Below are 18,827 nucleotides of genomic sequence, written 5' to 3' on the forward strand. Positions count from 1 at the left end.
TAGTTTCGTCACTATTCCTTCGATATCGAAGGTGACTAGCCGTATTTTTGTCAGAATCGAGATCAAGAAGGACAGTTTTATTCCATCGGATTCGGTAGGGTACCAGTATGACGGAGGGGGATGGCGACAGTGTCGATACGTCGTGTGACCAAGTGCCAAGTCAGAACGTTATTAGGGCTATCGCTGCGGCCGAAGGAATTCCACCCGAGCAGTTGCACCCGCCGACGTACGAATCGCTGCACACGGTCGTCGATCCGGAAGCACTCGATGCGCTCTTTGCGCGCCGCTCCGACGGCGCACCCCGGCCCGGCGGTGAGGTGACGTTTTCGTTCTGTGACTACGACGTAACCATCGAGCGAGACGGCTCGGTCGTCCTCGAGGAGCGCGCCGACTCGTCGGAGTAGCGATAGTTGACGCGCTAGTCACGTATTACGGGCCTCGAGCCACGGTGCTCGCTACCCAGGATCGACGTGACGCTCGTCGGACGGAAAGACTCTTTTCGTCGAAGGGGCGTAGTACGGAACGATGGAGAGCCACTACGAGGCCCTCGGGCTACCACCGACCGCCGACGAGCGGGCGGTTCGGCGAGCCTACCGGACCTTGTTGAAAGAACATCATCCGGACCAGGGTGGCTCTCGAAAACGCTTTCTCCGGATCAAGACCGCCTACGAAGCGATCGTCGGGGAACAGCCACCCGACGATCCCGAAACCGACGGCGGCGCGATTCCACACCTGCACGATGCCGCGAGCAGTCCCCGTCAAACCACGCCGACGTACGACCCCGACGCGTGTTCGGCCGACGAGTCGCCCGTCGACAGTCACGAGACGCTGACGGTCGGCGGCCAGTATCTCACGCTCACCCTCTCGGCGTTGGTCCACGACCTCTCCCTCGCCGACCTCGTCGACGAGCACGTCCCCGCTGCGACCGATCGAACGGTCGCCTTCTTCCGCGTTCACAACACGAGCTCCCAGCCCCGTTGCTGGCGAGGCAAGGCGAACACGAGTTTCATCGGCGACGACGGCTTTCTGTACGAGGGCTCGAGTATCGTCACGCCACACGCCGAGCAGTTGCCCGAGCGGTGGTGTGGAACCGACGTCGAGATCCAGCCCGGTCGGGCGCTCGATGCGGTCGTCATCGCCCAAGAGATGCCAGCCGACGTCACCGTCGAAAAGGTGCTGTACACCCAGCATGCGGGCGAAACTGGCGATGACGCACTCGGGGACGGTGACGAGACCGTCGGAGACACCGAACGATATCTCTTCGAACTCCGGCCGCTCGTCCGCGAACGACTCGATAGGCTCCCGTTTCGGACGTAGCGATGCCGCCGTCTGACGGCCGAGACGGGTTCGCCGGCCTCCGCGACCGTCGGAGAGCCGGAACAGCAAGACAAATACGGCCCCTATCCTAACCCCCGATAATGGCAACCGCCGACGCGAAACGACGGCTCCGAGAGCAGCCGATGGGTGTTACAATCGTCCTGTCGATCGTCGGCTACGCCCTCGTCATCGGGACCTTCGTGCTCGACTTGCCGATCTATCCGGACCTCACGCTCTCTCAGGTCGACTTCCTCACGCACGCGATTGCCGTCATCAACGCGGCCACGACGGTGTTGCTCGTCGCCGGCTGGTACTGGATCCGCGTCGACGAAGTCGAGAAACACCGGAAAGCGATGATCGGTGCGTTCGTGTTAATCTTGGTCTTCCTCGTCACCTACCTGACCCGTGTCGGCGGCGGCGACGGCGAGAAGCTGTTCGTCGGTCCCGACCCGGTCTACTACGCCTACCTGATCATGCTCGCGATCCACATCCTGCTCTCGATCGTCGCCGTCCCGGTCGTGCTCTACGCGCTGATCCTCGGGCTGACGCACACGCCCGCGGAGCTTCGGCAAACTTCCCACGCCAAGGTCGGACGCATCGCCGCCGCCTCGTGGGTCCTGAGCCTCGTCCTCGGCGTCGTCACCTACCTGCTGCTCAACCACATCTACAGCTACGAGTTCGGGATCGTGATCGCGCCGCTGTTCTGACCCGGGTCGATAGCCGTGAGAAACCACCGTTTCTAGCCGAGTGATGCGGAGACGGTGGCCTGATTCGCCGCCAAATCGGGGCGTCGATGCAGTACCGCCGAAGGCACGAATTCACACGTTCGAACTCCGCGTAGCCGTCGGCTTCGAGGATGTCACCCCGTTTCGTTCACGTCGCCGTCGACCTCCGCGGAATCGGCGACGTCGACGGACTGGCCGGTGACGTCGCCGTCGACCTCAGCATCGTCCTCGAGCACGACGTCCCCGTCGGCGTCGACGTTCCCGCCGACTTCAGCGTCCTCCTGAACCAAGACGTCGCCGCCGGCTTCGACGTCCCCGTCGACTTCCGCGTCGGGACCGAGAACGACGTGTCCGCCCGCAGCCACGTCCTCGGCTTCCGTGTCGTCCTCGAAGCGGACGTGTTCACCGGCGTCGACGGCGCCATCGACTTCTGCGTCGTCCTCGAGCACGACCGAACCGCCGGCGATAACGCTTCCATCGAGGAGGAACTCCTCGGGGACGACGACGTCGTCGCCCGTCTCCACGTCTCCGATCTCCTCCTCGACGGTCACGGCGTCGCGGTCCTCGATCGGCCAGGACTCGTCGATTTCGCCGTCGGCGTCGAGCGGACTGTAATCGTCGTCGATGGCGTCGTCTTCGTCGTCTTCCTGTGCACTCACCGCGCTAGCCGTCGCTCCAACGGCGAGTGTTCCACCCGTTACCTGTAGAATACGTCGTCGAGTCGTCTCTCGTGTCATCACTGGTTGCTGGCTACCGGGAAACAAGTAAAAGGCACACCAGCAGTTCCACACTATCACGGACGGCAACACGACGTGGTGTGGCCGTCCCGTTGGACAGGACGGGTGCTTACAGGTAGCCTTCGTCGGCCAGTCGCTCGATCCCTTCCTCGAGTCGCTCCTCGCTCGCGGCGTAGGAGATCCGCGCGTAGCCGGGCGTCCCGAACGCGCTGCCGGGGACGGTGGCGACGTGGGCGTCCTCGATCGCCCCCTCACACCAGGCCTGATCGTCGTCATCGACAGGAAGCATCATGTAGAACGCGCCGTCGGGGACGGCGACGTCGACGTCGTGTTCATCGAGCAGGTCGACGACCAGATCCCGACGTTCCTCGAACGCTTCGGTCATCTCCGAGACGGCCTCGTCGGTGTTCTCGAGCGCCTCGATGCCGGCGTGCTGGACGAAGTTCACAGCTGAAGAAACCGAGTGGCTGTGGAGTTTTCCGGCCTGGTCGATTAGCTCCTCGGGGCCGGCAAAGTAGCCCAGTCGCCAGCCGGTCATCGAGTACGCTTTCGAAAAGCCGTTGACGGTGATCGTCCGGTCGGCCATCCCCTCGAGCGTGCCGAGGCTCGTCGGCTCGACGCCGTAGGTGATCTCCTTGTAGATCTCGTCGGAGATGACGGTGATGTCGTGTTCGACGGCGAGGTCGCGGACGCCCTCGAGGGCTTCGTCGGAGTAGACCGCACCGGTCGGGTTCGACGGTGAGTTGACGATCAACAGTTCAGTGTCGTCGGAGACGGCGTCCGCGAGGTCGTCGAGTGCGGGCTCGAGCTGGAAGTCGGCGTCGGAGAGGTCGACGCGGGTCAGATCCCCGCCCGCCATCTTGACCATCGCCTCGTAGGAGACCCATGCGGGGTCGAGCAGGGCGACTTCGTCGCCGTCCTGAATTAGGGCCTGCACGATCTCGTACAGCGCCTGCTTCGCGCCGGGGGTGACGATGATCTCCTCGGGGCCGTGGTCGAGTCCGTCGGCGGCGAGCTTTTCCGAGATGGCCTCGCGGAGGTCGATGATCCCTGCGGAGGTGGTGTAGCCGGTGTGGCCGGCGTCCATCGCGTCCTGGCCGGCGTCGACGATGTTCTGGGGCGTCGGGAAGTCGGGTTCGCCGACGGAGAGGTCGACGACGTCGGCGCCGTCGTTCTCGAGTTCGGTTGCGAGCGCGGAGATGGCCAGCGTTGCGGACGGTTCGACTCGGGTCAAGCGGTCGGTGAATTCCATAGACATTGTGCTGAATTGGTGCTGTTACGCTGAATCTGCGTCGGGGTCGGGAAGTTCGTCCACGAGGTCGAGCGCGCCGTCGACGGCTTTCGCCGCGTTCTCGACGCGTTCGCGGGATTCGGCGGCGGACATGCCGGGGCCCGTCACGCCGAGTGTGACCGGGGTGTCACGCTCGAGGCTCACGTCGGCGAGCCGCTGGGCGGCCGCGTCCGTGATCACCTGATCGTGATCGGTGTCGCCGGTGATCACCGTCCCGATGACGGCGACGGCGTCGACGGTCTCGAGGCGGGCGAGTCGATCCGCCGCGAGGGGCGCGTCGTACACGCCCGGAACGGTGACTGTCTCGTACACCTCGGCGCCCGCGGATTGGGCCGCCTCGAGTGCCTCCTGCTCCATCTGCTCGGTGATCGGACGGTTGAACTCCGCGACCACCAGTCCGAGCGTGGTCATATGCCAGCGGTGGAGAGGCTGCGTAAAAGAGGTACCGTTCTCGGCGGACGAATCGGACCGTCGTGGGTGAATCGAACGCGGGGTATCGACGCGAGCACGCTCTCAGTTTTCGAACGGTCAGGAAGTGCTGGACGAGGGTTTACGAGCGAACGCGAAGTAGTTACTAGCCGATCACAGATGAGCGCAGACAGCCAACACCAGAACCTGGCCATCATCGGCCACGTCGACCACGGGAAGAGTACGCTCGTCGGACGGCTCCTGTACGAGACGGGGAGCATCCCCGAACACGTCATCGAGCAGCACCGCGAGGAGGCCGAAGAGAAGGGCAAGGGCGGATTCGAGTTCGCCTACGTCATGGACAACCTCGCCGAGGAGCGAGAGCGCGGCGTCACCATCGACATCGCTCACCAGGAGTTCTCGACCGACGAGTACGACTTCACCATCGTCGACACGCCCGGTCACCGCGACTTCGTCAAGAACATGATCACCGGTGCGAGTCAGGCCGATCACGCCGTCCTCGTCGTCGCGGCCGACGACGGCGTCGCACCGCAGACCCAGGAACACGTCTTCCTGGCCCGAACCCTCGGGATCGACGAACTCATCGTCGCGGTCAACAAGATGGACGTCGTCGACTACGAGGAGTCGACGTACGACGAGGTCGTCGGCGAAGTCGAGCAGTTGCTCGAGCAAGTCCGGTTCCAGACCGACGACGCCTCGTTCATCCCGATCTCGGCGTTCGAGGGCGACAACATCGCCGACGCCTCCGACAACACGCCGTGGTACGACGGCCGTACGATACTCGAAGCACTCAACGACCTCCCCGAGCCCCAGCCGCCGACGGACGCGCCGCTCCGACTCCCGATTCAGGACGTCTACACGATCTCGGGGATCGGTACGGTCCCGGTCGGACGAATCGAGACGGGCATCATGAACGTCGGCGACAGCGTCTCCTTCCAGCCCAGCGACGTGGGCGGCGAAGTAAAGACGATCGAGATGCACCACGAGGAAGTCCCGGAAGCGCGACCGGGTGACAACGTCGGCTTCAACGTCCGCGGCATCGGCAAGGACGACATCCGCCGCGGCGACGTCTGCGGCCCGGCCGACGATCCGCCGAGCGTCGCCGAAACGTTCCAGGCCCAGATCGTCGTCATGCAACACCCCTCGGTCATTACGGCCGGCTACACGCCGGTGTTCCACGCCCACACGGCCCAGGTCGCGTGTACGATCGAGTCCATCGACAAGAAGATGGATCCCGCGAGCGGCGAGGTCGCCGAGGAGAACCCCGACTTCATCCAGTCGGGTGACGCTGCGGTGGTCACCATCCGCCCACAAAAACCGCTCAGCATCGAGCCATCGAGCAAGATCCCCGAACTCGGGAGCTTCGCCATCCGCGATATGGGCCAAACCATCGCGGCCGGCAAGGTTCTCGAGGTCCACGAACGGGAGTAACGCTCGCGAGACCGGATAGCGGAGTCGCCCCACAGCGGCCGTGACGGCGACGATCGAGGCGCGCGCGAAGCCGAGCGGAGACCGTACTCGACGAGGCGTCGATCGTCGAGACCGGTCGCGGATTACCAATTCTTAAGCGCAATCGCTGTCAACGAGCGCGCAATGACAACGCTCCGAACGCCAGGCCCGACGATCGGTGTCGTCGGCGGGGGACAGCTCGGTCGGATGCTCGCCGAGGCGGCATCGCCGCTGGGCGTCGAGGTCGTCGTGCTCGATCCGACGCCCGACTGCCCGGCCGCGCCCGTCGTCCGCGACCAGATCGTCGCCGACTTCGGCGACGAGGCCGGGATCCGCGAACTCGCCGCCCGCGCGGACGTGCTCACGTTCGAGATCGAACTCGCCGACCAGGACGTCTTAGAGCGCGTCAGCGAGGACTCGGGAACGCCCGTCCACCCGAAGCCGTCGACGCTGCGGACGATCCACGACAAACTCGTCCAGAAACGGGAACTCGAAGACGCCGGCATTCCCGTCCCGCCGTTCCGCGCGGTCGACGACGCTGACGACGTTCGCGACGCCATCGACGACTATGGCGCGCCGGTGATGCTCAAGGCTCGCACGGGCGGCTACGACGGCCGCGGAAACGTCCCCGTCGAATCGAAAGACGAGGCCGAGGAGGCCCTCGAGTCGGTCGCCGGCCCCGCGATGGTCGAAGCCTTCGTCGAGTTCGAGCGCGAGGTGTCCGTCATCGCGGTGAAGGGGGACGACGAGGTCGCAACCTTCCCGCTCGGGGAGAACATCCACGTCGACGAGATCCTTCGGGAGACCATCGTCCCCGCGCGCTCGAGCGAGGCGGCAACGGAACGAGCCTACGAAGTCGCGCGAGACGTGCTCGAGGTCATGGACGGGCGCGGAGTGTATGGAATCGAGCTCTTCGAAACGCCAGACGGCGAAGTTCTACTCAACGAGATCGCCCCGCGCCCGCACAACTCCGGCCACTGGACCATCGAGGGCGCACACAGTTCGCAGTTCGAACAGCACGCGCGGGCCGTTCTCGGCTGGCCGCTGGGGTCGACCGAACTCCGCTCGCCGACCGCGCTGGCGAACCTGCTGGCCGACGTCGAGGAGAACCGTGACGCGCAGTTGCGACACGTCGACCGCGTGCTCGAGACCCCCGGTGCGAACCTCCACTGGTACGGCAAGCGCCAGGCCCGACCGGGGCGCAAGATGGGACACGTCACGGTCTCGGGGCGGGACGAGGATGCGGACGTAGAGGAACTGCTCGAGACTGCACGGGAACTCGAGGACGCGGTAACGTTCCGTTCCGAGTGAGTGCCACGCGGTAACGTTCCGATCGGCGTGAGCACCGGCACGCCGTAACGGTCTCGGCGGTTTGAAGTCCTCCGGCCGACCACTGACAATCATGAGCGACAGCGTCGCCGAGCTAATCGACCGGTTACACCGCGAGGCCGAACAGGACCGTCCGACCGAGGAGACGCCAGACGTTGGCATCGTCATGGGGAGCGACTCGGATCTCGAGGTCATGATGACCGGCGGGAAGCGTCGCGGGGCCTACGACGCGTTCGTCGACGAACTCGGCTTCGCCGAGCAGACCGATTTCGAGGACCCGCCCGCAGAGCGCTTTACCTTCGAGACGTACGTCACCTCCGCCCACCGAACGCCGGACTTAATGACGGCTTACGCCGAGACGGCCGAGGATCGCGGGCTCGAGGTGATCATCGCCGGCGCGGGCGGGAAGTCCGCGGACCTGCCGAACATGACGGCCTCGATCGCCTATCCGCTGCCCGTGATCGGCGTCCCCGTCCAAGAGAAGTCCGTCGACAGCGTCATCGGAATGCCCACCGGGGCGCCGCTCGTGGCGGTCGACGCCGGGAAATCGTTCAACGCGGCGCTCTCGGCGGCCCAGATTCTCGCGCGCCAGTCCGACGAGGTTCGCGACCGACTCGTCGCCTACCACGAGGGGCTCCGCGAGGGGGTCGGGTCGGTCTCTCGAGCGCTCCACGACGAGGGAACGGTCGACTTTTCGAACCGGTAAATTTCGGTTCGATCTCGAGTTCGAACAATCGATCGGATAGCAAAGTGTACTCTCTCGAAAATTGAACATCCGTTTGGTTACCCTCACCGCTGCACGCGGTCCTCTGTCGTTCTACTGCGTCTCCCTCTTGCGGTTTCCTCTATCGAGTAATCCTGGGATACCGATTCGTTCAATCACGAAATGTACATATGTAGTTTACAGTGATTATTCGAGAAGGTTCGATACGGCGGAAGTCGCCGGTATGGCCCGTCTGCGGCCGAAAAACGAACAATCAACCCTTATATGCGTGGGGTATGAATCTCCGAACGTTACGGAGATGAACGACTGGATCGCTATCGGGATGCTGGCGCTCGTGGGGTTGTCGATACCACTCGGTATGATGGTGGTGTCCTACCTCATTCGACCGTCGGTTCCCGAAACGAGTAAACGTGCCACCTACGAGAGTGGCGAGATCCCGACCGGCGGAACGCGTATCCGCTTTAACATTCAGTACTACATGGTCGCGCTTCTGTTCGTGGTCTTCGATATCGAGACCGTCCTCCTGTTTCCGTGGGCGGTCGTCTATCAGGATGCGCTGGCCTCGCCGGAGTACGGGCTTCTCGAGGCGCTCGGTCCAATGTTGCTGTTCGTCGCCATCCTCATGATTGGACTCGCGTGGGCGTGGCGCACTGGTGCAGTACAATGGGCACAGACACGAACGCAAGCAGCGTCCGACACTGACCGACAATGAGTAGTGACAATCCACGGCAATCGATCTACGACAGCACCGCACCGTCGACGGACACCCGCGACTCGCGGATCGGCGAGGGTCCCGACGACCGGTTCAACTCCAAACTGCGGGAGGCGTTCGGTTCGACGCCGTTCATCCTCACGAAGTTCGACAAGTTCATGAACTGGGTGCGGGGGAACTCGATGTTCATGCTGCAGTTCGGAATCGCCTGTTGCAGCATCGAGATGATTCACACGTACGCGATCAAACACGACCTCGATCGCTTCGGTGCCGGGGTTCCGCGCGCTTCGCCGCGACAAGCCGACGTGATGATCGTTCCCGGAACGATCGTCTCGAAGTTCGGCCCCCGCATGAAGCGCGTCTACGATCAGATGCCCGAACCCAAGTTCGTCGTCGGGATGGGATCGTGTACGATCTCCGGCGGTCCGTTTCAGGAAGGGTACAACGTCGTCAAGGGCGCCGAGGAGATTATTCCGATCGACATCCACGTTCCCGGCTGCCCGCCGCGACCGGAGGCGCTGGTCTACGGCGTCGCCAAACTCCAAGAACGAATTCGAAACGGCGAGTCCTCGCCCGTCGTCGTCAAACCCTACGAACTCGAGCAGTTCGGCGACTTGGAGAAGGACGAACTCGTCCAGAAACTCGCGAGCGAGATCGACGAGGACGATCTCGTCATGCGCTACAACTGGGCTGATTCACCATGAGTTCGGGACTCGAGCGAACGCGACCGGTGGAGACCACCGAGGACGACCTCGAGGCGCTGTTGGGTGATCGCGCGCTCGCACGCGACGACCACCTGAACGCGCCGGGGTTCGTCATCCGACCGGACGACGTCCAGGACGTCCTCTCGGATCTGCGCGACGAGGCGGGGTTCGATCATCTCTCCTGTCTCACCGCACAGCAGTACGAGGATCGGTACGAGTCGATCTACCACATGAAGAAGTACGCCGATCCGACCCAGGAGGTCTCGATCGTCGTGCCGACGACGACCGACGACCCCGTCAGCGAGTCCGCCGCGCCGGTGTTTCGGACGGCGGACTGGCACGAGCGCGAGGCGTTCGACCTCGTCGGGATCGACTACGAAGGTCACCCCGATCCGCGACGGATCCTCCTACCTGAAACCTGGCAGGGCCACCCGCTCTCGCTGGATTACGACCAGGAGAAGCCACAGCTCGTCACCCTGTCCGAACACGCCAACCCGATTCAGCCGGACCACCACGACGCCGAGTCGGACACGATGTTCTTGAACATCGGTCCACATCACCCGGCGACCCACGGCGTGCTCCACGTTAAAACCGTGCTGGACGGCGAGACGGTCGTCGACGTCGATCCCGACGTCGGCTACCTGCACCGCTGTGAGGAGCAGATGTGCCAGCAGGGCACCTACCGTCACCAGATCATGCCCTACCCCGACCGCTGGGACTACGTCTCGGCCGGGCTGTTGAACGAGTGGGCGTACGCCCGCGCGGCCGAGGACCTGGCCGACATCGAGGTCCCCGAGTACGCTCAGATCATCCGGACGATGGGCGCCGAACTCTGTCGGATCGCCTCCCACATGCTCGCGCTCGGAACCTTCTGCCTGGACGTCTACGGCGACTTCACCGCCGTCTTCCAGTACGCGTTCCGCGACCGCGAGGTCGTCCAGGACATTCTCGAGGATCTCACCGGCCAGCGGCTGATGTTCAACTACTTCCGCCTCGGCGGGGTCGCCTGGGACCTGCCCGAACCCCGCGAGGAGTTCATCGCAAAGACGCGGGACTTCCTCGACGAACTCCCGGCGAAGGTCGACGAGTACAACGACATGGTCACCTCGAACGAGATCTTCCAGGTCCGGTGTATCGACACCGGAGTTCTGGAACCCGAGGTCGCCAAGGACTACGGCTGTACCGGACCCGTCGCCCGCGGGTCGGGCGTCGACTACGACATTCGACGCGACGACCCCTACGGCTACTACTCCGAACTCGACTGGGACGTCATCACCGACGACGGCTGTGACAATTACAGCCGCGTCCTCTGTCGGATGCGGGAGGTCGAGGAGTCCGCGAAGATCATCGAGCAGTGTCTCGACTTACTCGAGGACTGGCCCGAGGACGAACGTGAGATCCAGGCCAACGTCCCGCGGACGCTGAAGCCGGACGCGGATACGGAGGTCTACCGCGCGGTCGAGGGTGCGAAGGGCGAACTCGGCATCTACATCCGATCCGACGGAACGGACAAACCGGGTCGGTTCAAGATCCGCAGCCCGTGTTACCACAACCTCTCGGCGCTCGGCGAGATGACCCAAGGGGAGTACATCCCCGATCTGATCGCTTCGCTCGGCAGTCTCGACATCGTTCTCGGGGAGGTGGATCGGTAACTATGGTCGGCGCAATCACACGGACGCCGCTCCAGAACGACGACACCATCCTGCTCCCCGAACGGATCGGGGATCTGACGGGGCTCGACGCGTACGGAACCGGTGGCGAACTGCTCGCCATCTTTCTGGCGGCCTTCCTCATCGGAAACTTGATGCTGGCGATGACCGGCGTCGCCGGCCCGTGGGCGAAACGGAAGATCACCGCGGCGTTCACCGACCGTATCGCGGTTAACCGACTGGGACCGGCCGGCATCCTGATCATCGTCGCCGACTCCGTGCGGCTGCTCTCGAAGGAGCTGATTATCCCCGAGAATGCCGATCGACCGGCCTACGACCTCGCGCCGATCGTCATCGCCTCGTCGGCGCTGCTCGGCTTCGCCGTCATCCCGATGGGAAGCGGGATCCACCTCGCCGACCCCGAAGTCGGGCTGGCGTACGTCTTCGCGGTGGCCGGCATCGCGAGCATCGGTCTGGTGATGGCCGGCTACGCGTCGTCGAACAAGTACTCGATGCTCGGCGGCCTGCGAGCGGTGGCACAGAACGTCGCCTACGAGATCCCGCTGGTCGTCACCGGGATGTCGGTCGTCATCTTCGCCGGCTCCCTGCAGATGAGTACGATCGTCGAGGCGCAGGCGGCAACGTTCGATCTCGGCATCGTCTCGATTCCGGCGTGGTACGCGCTCGTCAACCCGTTCGCGTTCGTCCTCTTCCTGGTGGCGAACTTCGCGGAAGTCGGTCGGAATCCCTTCGACACGCCCGAAGCGCCGACAGAGATCGTCGCCGGCTACCAGACCGAGTACTCCTCGGTCTACTTCGTCCTGATCTACCTCGGGGAGTTCCTCCACATCTTCCTCGGCGGGGCGATCATCGCGACGATCTTCCTCGGCGGTCCGGCGGGGCCGGGCCCGGCCGAGCTCGGCATCGTCTGGTTCCTCATCAAGATCTGGGCGGTGTTCCTGCTGACTCAGTGGCTCCGATCGGCGGTGCCTCGAGTCAGGATCGACCAACTGATCGAGATCGGCTGGAAGGGACTGCTCGTCCTCTCCTTTGCGAATCTCGTACTCACTGCGGTAATTGTGGGGCTGATAGCATGATCGGGTTACTCAAATCGATGGCGACGACGATGAAGCACGCACTGGACGGCTCGACCTTCACGGTCGAGTATCCCGAGACAGCTCCGGACGTCTCCCCGCGGTTCAGGGGCGTCCACAAGTTCAGCCAGGAGCGCTGTATCTGGTGTCGCCAGTGTGAAAACGTCTGTCCGAACGACACGATTCAGATCGTGATGGACGACCAGCGCAACGGCGAACAGTACAACCTCCACATCGGCCAGTGTATCTACTGCCGGCTCTGTGAGGAGGTCTGTCCGGTCGACGCCATCCTGCTCACCCAGAACTTCGAGTTCACGGCGGATACGAAACACGACTTCGTCTACAACAAAGAGCAGCTGAAAGCCGTACCGTGGTACAAGGATATCGACCCGCTCGAGTCACGCGAACCCGACCGGAGCGCGTGGATCGGCGAGGGGGAGGGGGACGTCGATTACCAGTAACAATGTTGGAAACGATTGCGTTTGCGGCGTTTGCGTTCGTGACGCTCGCCAGCGCGCTGGCTGTGGTCCTGCTGAAGGATCCGTGGCACTCGGCGCTCATGCTCGGCGTGGCGCTGACGAGTATCGCGGTACACTTCGTGATGTTGGCGGCCGAGTTCGTCGCCATGATGCAGGTCCTCGTCTACGTCGGCGGGGTGTTGGTGCTCATCACGTTCGCCGTGATGCTCACCCAGCGTGACGACGAGGCGTCCGACGAGGTGGTACAGGCATGACGACCGGACCGAAACTTCGACTCGGAAGGACGCTCGCTCCGGGGCTGCTCGCCGTCGCCCTCTTCGGGCTGATGGCGCTGATCGTCCTCAATACGTCGTTCCAGCCGATGGCCGACGGCGGCTTCGAGGCGGAGTCGATCACCGCCGCGATCGGCTACGCGATGTTCGATTTCGCGACGCTCCAGGAGTCCGACGGCGTGACGGGAACCGAGCCGTTCCTCGCCGCGTTCCTGCTGATCGCGCTCACGCTCGACGCGGCGCTCGACGCCTCGCTCGTCCTCGCAAAACGCGAGGAAGACGGCGAGCCGGTGTCGGCGCTCGGGAGTACGGGCCCAAGCGACGCCGCACCCGGCACCGGTTCCGGCGACTCGAGCGGCTTCGGTCCGGTCGGGCCGACGGCGACGGACGGCGGGTCCGCCGCCGAAAGCGCGAGTTCCGAGGACGGGACGACCGACGCCGACGCGGAGTCGACGGGAGGTGACGACCGATGACGGTCGGCGTCGAGTACTACGTTCTCCTGTCGATGGCGCTGTTCTCGATCGGGCTGTTCGGCGTGTTGACGCGTCGTAACGCACTGATGTTCCTGATGTCCGTCGAACTGATGTTGAACGCGGCGAACATCAACCTGATCGCCTTTGCGTTCTATCACGGCAACCTCACGGGGCAGGTCTTCGCGCTGTTCGCGATGGCGCTCGCCGCCGCCGAGGTCGCCGTCGGTCTCGGGATCATCCTGGTGCTGTACCGCAACTTCCGTGACGTCGACGTCACGGTTCCGACGACGATGAGGTGGTAAGATGGAAGGTGCATTCTCCTACGCGCCGGCGATAGCGGCGTTCCCGCTCGCGGCCTTCGTGGTCGCGCTCACCTTCGGCAAGTGGATGCCGAGGAAGGGCGCGATCGCGGGCATCGCGGCGACGGCAGGCTCCCTGCTGTTCTCGCTGTGGATGCTTGCGGCGGTCGCGAGCGGCGAAGTGTATCACGAGACGCTCTACGAGTGGACGGCCGGCGAGGCCGCGGGCGAGGTCGGCGACGGGATCGAATTCACGTTCGGCATCCTGATCGACCCGCTCTCGGCGCTCATGCTGGTCATCGTCTCGCTCGTCGCGTTCCTCGTGCACATTTTCAGTCTCGGCTACATGAACGCCGAGGGCGAGACCGGTCTCCCGCGGTACTACGCCGGACTCGGCCTCTTTACGTTCAGCATGCTCGCGTTCGTCTACGCGGACAACCTGCTGATGGCGTTCATGTTCTTCGAACTGGTGGGTCTCTGTTCGTACCTGCTGATCGGCTTCTGGTTCCGAACGCGATCCGCGCCCTCGGCCGCGAAGAAGGCGTTCCTGGTCACCCGATTCGGTGACTACTTCTTCCTGATCGGGGTCGTCGCCATCGCCGCAACCTTCGGCACGGTCGCCTTCGCGGGCGACGACTCGTTCGTCGCGGCCGCCGAGACCGCGATCGCCGACGGCGACACGCTGTTCGGCTTCGACGCCCAGACCTGGGTGACGATCACCGGACTGCTCGTGCTGGGCGGCGTGCTGGGCAAGTCCGCCCAGTTCCCGTTCCACACCTGGCTGCCCGACGCCATGGAAGGCCCGACGACCGTCTCCGCGCTCATTCACGCGGCGACGATGGTCGCGGCCGGCGTCTACCTCGTCGCGCGGATGTTCGGCTACTACGCGCTCAGCCCGACCGCGCTGGCGATCATCGCCTTCGTGGGCGGTTTCACCGCGCTCTTCGCGGCCACGATGGGCGTCGTCAAAGACGACATCAAGCAGGTGCTGGCGTACTCGACGATCAGCCAGTACGGTTACATGATGCTCGGACTCGGCGTCGGCGGCTACGTCGCCGGGGTCTTCCACCTCATGAACCACGCCTTCTTCAAGGCGCTGCTGTTCCTGGGTGCCGGTGCCGTCATCATCCTCATGCACCACGAACAGGACATGTGGAAGATGGGCGGCCTGAAGGAGAAAGCCCCGGTTACCTACTACACGTTCCTCGCGGGCGCGCTCGCACTCGCCGGGATCATCCCGTTCTCGGGCTTCTGGTCCAAAGACGAGATCCTCTACGACGCGCTCATCGTCGGCCTGAACGAACCGGTGATCATGGCGGCGTACGCGATGGGGCTCGTCGCCGTCTTCTTCACCGGCTTCTACACCTTCCGGATGGTCTTCCTGACCTTCCACGGCGAGCCGCGTTCGGAGGCCGCCGAGGACCCACACCCGGTCGGCTGGGCCGTCAAGGTCCCGCTGCTCACGCTGGGCGTCCTCGCGTTAGTCGCCGGCGTCGCGAACCTCGCTCCCGTCGCGAAGATTCTGGGCGTTGACATCGTCTTCCTCGAGCACTGGCTCGACGGCGAGTACGGTGCCGTCGAGGGGCTGACCTACAGCGCCTACGGCGAGCTGTTGGCCTACGAGACCGGCGTCATCGGCTCCGAACAGCTGACGATCCTGGTCGCGGCCGGACTCTCGCTCCTGCTCGCGTTCTCCGGAGCCGGACTCGCCTGGAAGCTGTACAACGTTCCGGAACCCGTCGCCCACAAAGAACGGCTGGGCAGCGCCCGCCGGACGATCGAGAACAACTACTACCAGGACGAGTACCAGGTCTGGCTCGCACGCGGCTTCACGCTGCCGCTCTCTCGAGCGGCCGACCGCTTCGACCAGACCGTCATCGACGGCTCGGTCAACGGCATCTCGACCGCCAGCCTCTTCGGCAGTAGCTGGGTGAAACGACTGCAAACCGGTATCGTGACGAACTACGCGGCGCTGATCGTCGCCGGGTTCATCGCCTTACTGGTCTTCCTCGGCGTCTACGGAGGGTGGTTCTGATGATGATCGAAGCACTAATCGCTGTCGCACTGATCGGCGCGCTCGTCACGTTTATGGCGCCGAACCGCATCGCGGGCAAGCTGGCGTTCGCCATCAGCCTGGTGCCGGCCGCGCTCAGCATCTGGATGTTCACGGCGTTCGACGGCAGCGGTAACGCCTTACTCGACGGCACGCTCGCCTTCGAGTCCCACCTCGAGTGGATCCAGCTGGGCGAGTACTCGATCTCGTGGTTCGTCGGCGTCGACGGCATCAGCCTGCCGCTCGTCGTGCTGACGACGATCCTGACGTCGCTGGCGATCATGAGTTCGTGGACGCCGATCGACGACCGCGAGTCCCAGTTTTACGGGCTCATCCTCTTTATCGAGGCCAACCTGATCGGCGTCTTCACCGCGCTGGATTTCTTCCTCTGGTTCATCTTCTGGGAGGCCGTGCTGATCCCGATGTACCTGCTGATCGGTATCTGGGGCGGCCCGCGCCGGAAGTACGCCGCGATCAAGTTCTTCGTCTACACGAACGTGGCGTCGCTCGTGATGTTCGGTGCGTTCATCGCGCTGATCTTCGGCCTCGGCGACGGCGTGACGAGCTTCGCGCTGCCGGAGATCGCGAACGCGATGCTCAACGGCGGTCCCGAGGGACTGTTCGGCCTCGAGGGAACCACCCTCGCGTCGGTCGTCTTCATCGCGATGTTCCTCGGCTTTGCGGTGAAAGTCCCGGTCGTCCCGTTCCACACGTGGCTGCCTGACGCTCACGTGCAGGCGCCGACGCCCGCCTCCGTGCTGTTAGCGGGCGTCCTGCTGAAGATGGGAACGTACGCGCTGCTCCGGTTCAACTTCACGATGTTCCCCGACCAGGTCGAGGCGTACGCCGTGCCGATCGCCGCCATCGCCGTCATCAGCGTGATCTACGGCGCGATGCTGGCGCTGGCACAGACCGACCTGAAACGGATCGTCGCCTACTCCTCGGTGTCCTCGATGGGCTACGTGATCCTCGGACTCGTCGCCTACACCCAGTTCGGAGTCGGCGGCGCGACGTTCCAGATGGTCAGCCACGGCCTCATCTCGGGGCTGATGTTCATGGCCGTCGGCGTCATCTACAACGCCACCCACACCCGGCTCGTCACCGACATGTCCGGGATGGCCGACCGAATGCCCGTCGCCGTCGGCATCCTCGTCGCCGGCGCCTTCGGCTACATGGGGCTGCCGCTGATGTCCGGCTTCGCCGCGGAGTACTTCATCTTCTTCGGCGCGTTCGGGGCCGACTTCCCGTACGCCCCACTGTTCACGTCGCTGGCGATGTTCGGCATCGTCATCGTCGCCGGCTACCTGCTCTTCGCGCTCCAGCGTGCCGTCTTCGGACCGTACGAACTCGAGACCGACTACGAGGTGAGCCGCGCCCCGCTGCACGACATCGCGCCGATGTTCGTGCTGCTCGGGCTCATCATCGCCCTGGGCGTAGCTCCCGACCTGATCTTCCAGATGATAACCGACGCAGTCGATCCGATCCTGAGCGGAGGTGACCTGTGATGGCGGTGTTCCAACTCGCGGAGTGGACCGCGATGGCGCCGGCGTTGATCCTGGCGGGGACGGCGCTCGCGCTGTTCGTCTTCGACAGCATCTCGCCGCACTCGACCAACCGCTCGCTACTCGCGGGCACCGCGGCCGGCGGCGCGCTCGCGTCGCTTGCCGTCGCGGTCTGGTTCATCGTCGCCGGCGTCGGCACGCCGACGGTCGACGGCGGACTCGGCGAGATCACGGTTCTCAGCGATCAGTTCGTCGTCGATCAGATGGCGCTGTACTTCATGATCATCGTGGCCATCGTCACGGCCCTGATCGTGGTGGCCAGCTACGACTATCTGGTCGGTCACGCCTACCAGGCCGAGTACTACTCGCTGGTCGTCCTCGCGGCGACCGGCATGTCGATGATGGCCGCCGCTAACAGCCTCGTAACGATCTTCATCGCCCTCGAGCTAGCGAGTCTTCCCTCGTACGCGCTCGTGGCGATCCTGAAGGACAATCGCGGCAGCGTCGAAGCGGGACTGAAGTACTTCCTGATCGGCGCGCTGTCGTCGGCGATCTTCCTCTACGGAATCTCGCTGGTCTACGGCGCCACCGGCCACCTGCAACTGGACAACATCGCCGAGGTTATCGCCGCGGGCGATGCCGACCCCTACGGCGGCCTGCTCGGGCTCGGCATCCTCATGCTGATCGGCGGCTTCGCGTTCAAGACGGCCAGCGTCCCCTTCCACTTCTGGGCGCCGGACGCCTACGAGGGCGCGCCCGCACCGATTAGCGGGTTCCTCTCGTCGGCTTCGAAGGCCGCCGGCTTCGTCATCCTCTTCCGCGTCTTCACGGAAGCCTTCCCGCTCGGCGACCAGATGAACGCCCTGATCGGCTTCGACTGGACGGTCGCGTTCATCATCCTCGCGATCGTCACCATGACGGTCGGGAACTTCGCCGCGGCGACCCAGAACAACGTCAAGCGGATGCTCGCGTACTCCTCGATCGGCCACGCCGGCTACGCGCTGATCGGAGTCGCCGGCCTCTCCGCCGACGGCGGCGAACTCGTCATGGGTGCGGCGATGATGCACCTGCTCGTCTACGGCTTCATGAACACGGGGGCGTTCCTGTTCGTCGCCCTGGCCGAACACTGGGGCGTCGGTCGCACCTTCGAGGACTACAACGGGCTCTCGAGGCAGGCGCCGATCGCCTGCGCCGCGATGGCCGTCTTCATGTTCAGTCTCGCTGGGATCCCGCCCTTCGGCGGCTTCTTCAGTAAGTTCTTCCTGTTCATGGGGGCGCTCGAGGCCTCGGCCGCCAACACGGCGATGCTCGCGGTGGCCGCCGCGCTCGTCGTCAACAGCGCGCTCTCGCTGTACTACTACTCGCGGCTGGTCAAGGCGCTCTGGATCGAAGAGCCCGCGACTACCCGCGACCGACTCGCCCGGCCGACCGGGCTCTACGCGGCGATCGTCGTCGCCGCCGTGATGACGGTCCTCATCCTCCCCGGCTTCGGGCCGGTCGTCGACGCGGCGCTCGACGCCGCGGTGGCCGCCCTCGGCTGAGGCGGCCTGCCGTACCGATCTGATAGCGCGACAACGGACGATTCGCGG

Annotated in this window: 20 protein-coding genes; 17 read left to right on the plus strand and 3 right to left on the minus strand. The window is 64.4% G+C overall.

Features of this window, described 5'->3' with window-relative positions:
* The first annotated feature begins 107 nt into the window (after positions 1-107).
* The 3 genes from BLT08_RS07500 to BLT08_RS07510 all read left to right on the plus strand — a co-directional run bounded on the left by BLT08_RS07500 (position 108) and on the right by BLT08_RS07510 (position 2,024).
* Positions 108-404 carry a DdfA family disk-determining factor gene (locus BLT08_RS07500; protein ID WP_090304535.1) on the plus strand — a complete coding sequence of 99 codons (297 nt, stop codon included), beginning with the start codon at positions 108-110 and terminating at the stop codon, positions 402-404.
* 121 nt (positions 405-525) lie between these two features.
* On the plus strand, positions 526-1,317 hold the full coding sequence (locus BLT08_RS07505; RefSeq protein ID WP_090304537.1) for a J domain-containing protein: 792 nt from the start codon (positions 526-528) through the stop codon (positions 1,315-1,317).
* 101 nt (positions 1,318-1,418) lie between these two features.
* Entirely contained in the window at positions 1,419-2,024 is a 606-nt protein-coding gene (locus BLT08_RS07510; protein WP_090304540.1) for a DUF420 domain-containing protein, read from the plus strand.
* A 152-nt stretch (positions 2,025-2,176) separates the two neighbouring features.
* Here the strand turns inward: BLT08_RS07510 and BLT08_RS07515 are convergent, their stop codons facing one another.
* From BLT08_RS07515 to ribH, 3 genes are all read right to left on the minus strand, one after another.
* Entirely contained in the window at positions 2,177-2,701 is a 525-nt protein-coding gene (locus BLT08_RS07515; RefSeq protein ID WP_245724176.1) for a polymer-forming cytoskeletal protein, read from the minus strand.
* 187 nt (positions 2,702-2,888) lie between these two features.
* The gene (locus tag BLT08_RS07520; protein ID WP_090304545.1) at positions 2,889-4,037 is read right to left on the minus strand and encodes a pyridoxal phosphate-dependent aminotransferase; all 1,149 of its coding nucleotides are present in this window, start codon (positions 4,035-4,037) and stop codon (positions 2,889-2,891) included.
* A gap of 18 nt (positions 4,038-4,055) precedes the next feature.
* Positions 4,056-4,481: a 6,7-dimethyl-8-ribityllumazine synthase gene (gene ribH, locus BLT08_RS07525; RefSeq protein ID WP_090304547.1), complete on the minus strand. Its 426-nt coding sequence runs from the start codon at positions 4,479-4,481 to the stop codon at positions 4,056-4,058.
* A gap of 177 nt (positions 4,482-4,658) precedes the next feature.
* Here ribH and tuf point away from each other — a divergent pair, with 177 nt between their 5' ends.
* The 14 genes from tuf (at position 4,659) to BLT08_RS07595 (ending at position 18,779) form a co-directional block, all read left to right on the plus strand.
* Complete coding sequence (gene tuf, locus BLT08_RS07530) at positions 4,659-5,930, plus strand: translation elongation factor EF-1 subunit alpha (protein ID WP_090304550.1); 1,272 nt, start codon at positions 4,659-4,661, stop codon at positions 5,928-5,930.
* A 162-nt stretch (positions 5,931-6,092) separates the two neighbouring features.
* The gene (locus tag BLT08_RS07535; RefSeq protein WP_090304552.1) at positions 6,093-7,259 is read left to right on the plus strand and encodes a 5-(carboxyamino)imidazole ribonucleotide synthase; all 1,167 of its coding nucleotides are present in this window, start codon (positions 6,093-6,095) and stop codon (positions 7,257-7,259) included.
* Between the two features lie 91 nt (positions 7,260-7,350).
* A complete protein-coding gene (locus tag BLT08_RS07540) occupies positions 7,351-7,983 on the plus strand; it encodes an AIR carboxylase family protein (protein ID WP_090304554.1) in 633 nt (210 codons plus the stop codon).
* A gap of 316 nt (positions 7,984-8,299) precedes the next feature.
* Entirely contained in the window at positions 8,300-8,713 is a 414-nt protein-coding gene (locus BLT08_RS07545; protein ID WP_090304557.1) for an NADH-quinone oxidoreductase subunit A, read from the plus strand.
* Positions 8,710-9,417: an NADH-quinone oxidoreductase subunit B gene (locus tag BLT08_RS07550; RefSeq protein ID WP_006089403.1), complete on the plus strand. Its 708-nt coding sequence runs from the start codon at positions 8,710-8,712 to the stop codon at positions 9,415-9,417. The genes BLT08_RS07545 and BLT08_RS07550 overlap by 4 nt, the downstream gene beginning before the upstream one ends.
* On the plus strand, positions 9,414-11,069 hold the full coding sequence (locus tag BLT08_RS07555; protein WP_090304559.1) for an NADH-quinone oxidoreductase subunit D: 1,656 nt from the start codon (positions 9,414-9,416) through the stop codon (positions 11,067-11,069). Before BLT08_RS07550 ends, BLT08_RS07555 begins: the two co-directional genes overlap by 4 nt.
* Positions 11,070-11,071: 2 nt before the next feature.
* On the plus strand, positions 11,072-12,163 hold the full coding sequence (locus tag BLT08_RS07560; protein ID WP_090304560.1) for a complex I subunit 1/NuoH family protein: 1,092 nt from the start codon (positions 11,072-11,074) through the stop codon (positions 12,161-12,163).
* A complete protein-coding gene (locus tag BLT08_RS07565) occupies positions 12,160-12,621 on the plus strand; it encodes a NuoI/complex I 23 kDa subunit family protein (RefSeq protein ID WP_006089400.1) in 462 nt (153 codons plus the stop codon). Before BLT08_RS07560 ends, BLT08_RS07565 begins: the two co-directional genes overlap by 4 nt.
* A 2-nt stretch (positions 12,622-12,623) precedes the next feature.
* Positions 12,624-12,893, plus strand: coding sequence for an NADH-quinone oxidoreductase subunit J (locus tag BLT08_RS07570; RefSeq protein WP_090304563.1), 270 nt, complete (start codon positions 12,624-12,626; stop codon positions 12,891-12,893).
* Complete coding sequence (locus BLT08_RS07575; RefSeq protein ID WP_090304566.1) at positions 12,890-13,384, plus strand: NADH-quinone oxidoreductase subunit J; 495 nt, start codon at positions 12,890-12,892, stop codon at positions 13,382-13,384. The genes BLT08_RS07570 and BLT08_RS07575 overlap by 4 nt, the downstream gene beginning before the upstream one ends.
* Positions 13,381-13,686: an NADH-quinone oxidoreductase subunit NuoK gene (nuoK, locus tag BLT08_RS07580; RefSeq protein ID WP_090304568.1), complete on the plus strand. Its 306-nt coding sequence runs from the start codon at positions 13,381-13,383 to the stop codon at positions 13,684-13,686. Before BLT08_RS07575 ends, nuoK begins: the two co-directional genes overlap by 4 nt.
* 1 nt (position 13,687) lies before the next feature.
* A complete protein-coding gene (nuoL, locus tag BLT08_RS07585) occupies positions 13,688-15,718 on the plus strand; it encodes an NADH-quinone oxidoreductase subunit L (protein WP_090304571.1) in 2,031 nt (676 codons plus the stop codon).
* Positions 15,718-17,241 carry a complex I subunit 4 family protein gene (locus BLT08_RS07590; RefSeq protein WP_090304573.1) on the plus strand — a complete coding sequence of 508 codons (1,524 nt, stop codon included), beginning with the start codon at positions 15,718-15,720 and terminating at the stop codon, positions 17,239-17,241. Before nuoL ends, BLT08_RS07590 begins: the two co-directional genes overlap by 1 nt.
* Complete coding sequence (locus BLT08_RS07595) at positions 17,241-18,779, plus strand: NADH-quinone oxidoreductase subunit N (protein ID WP_090304577.1); 1,539 nt, start codon at positions 17,241-17,243, stop codon at positions 18,777-18,779. Before BLT08_RS07590 ends, BLT08_RS07595 begins: the two co-directional genes overlap by 1 nt.
* Positions 18,780-18,827: the final 48 nt, after the last annotated feature.

The sequence above is a fragment of the Natronorubrum texcoconense genome (assembly GCF_900100335.1).
Lineage (GTDB): Archaea > Halobacteriota > Halobacteria > Halobacteriales > Natrialbaceae > Natronorubrum > Natronorubrum texcoconense.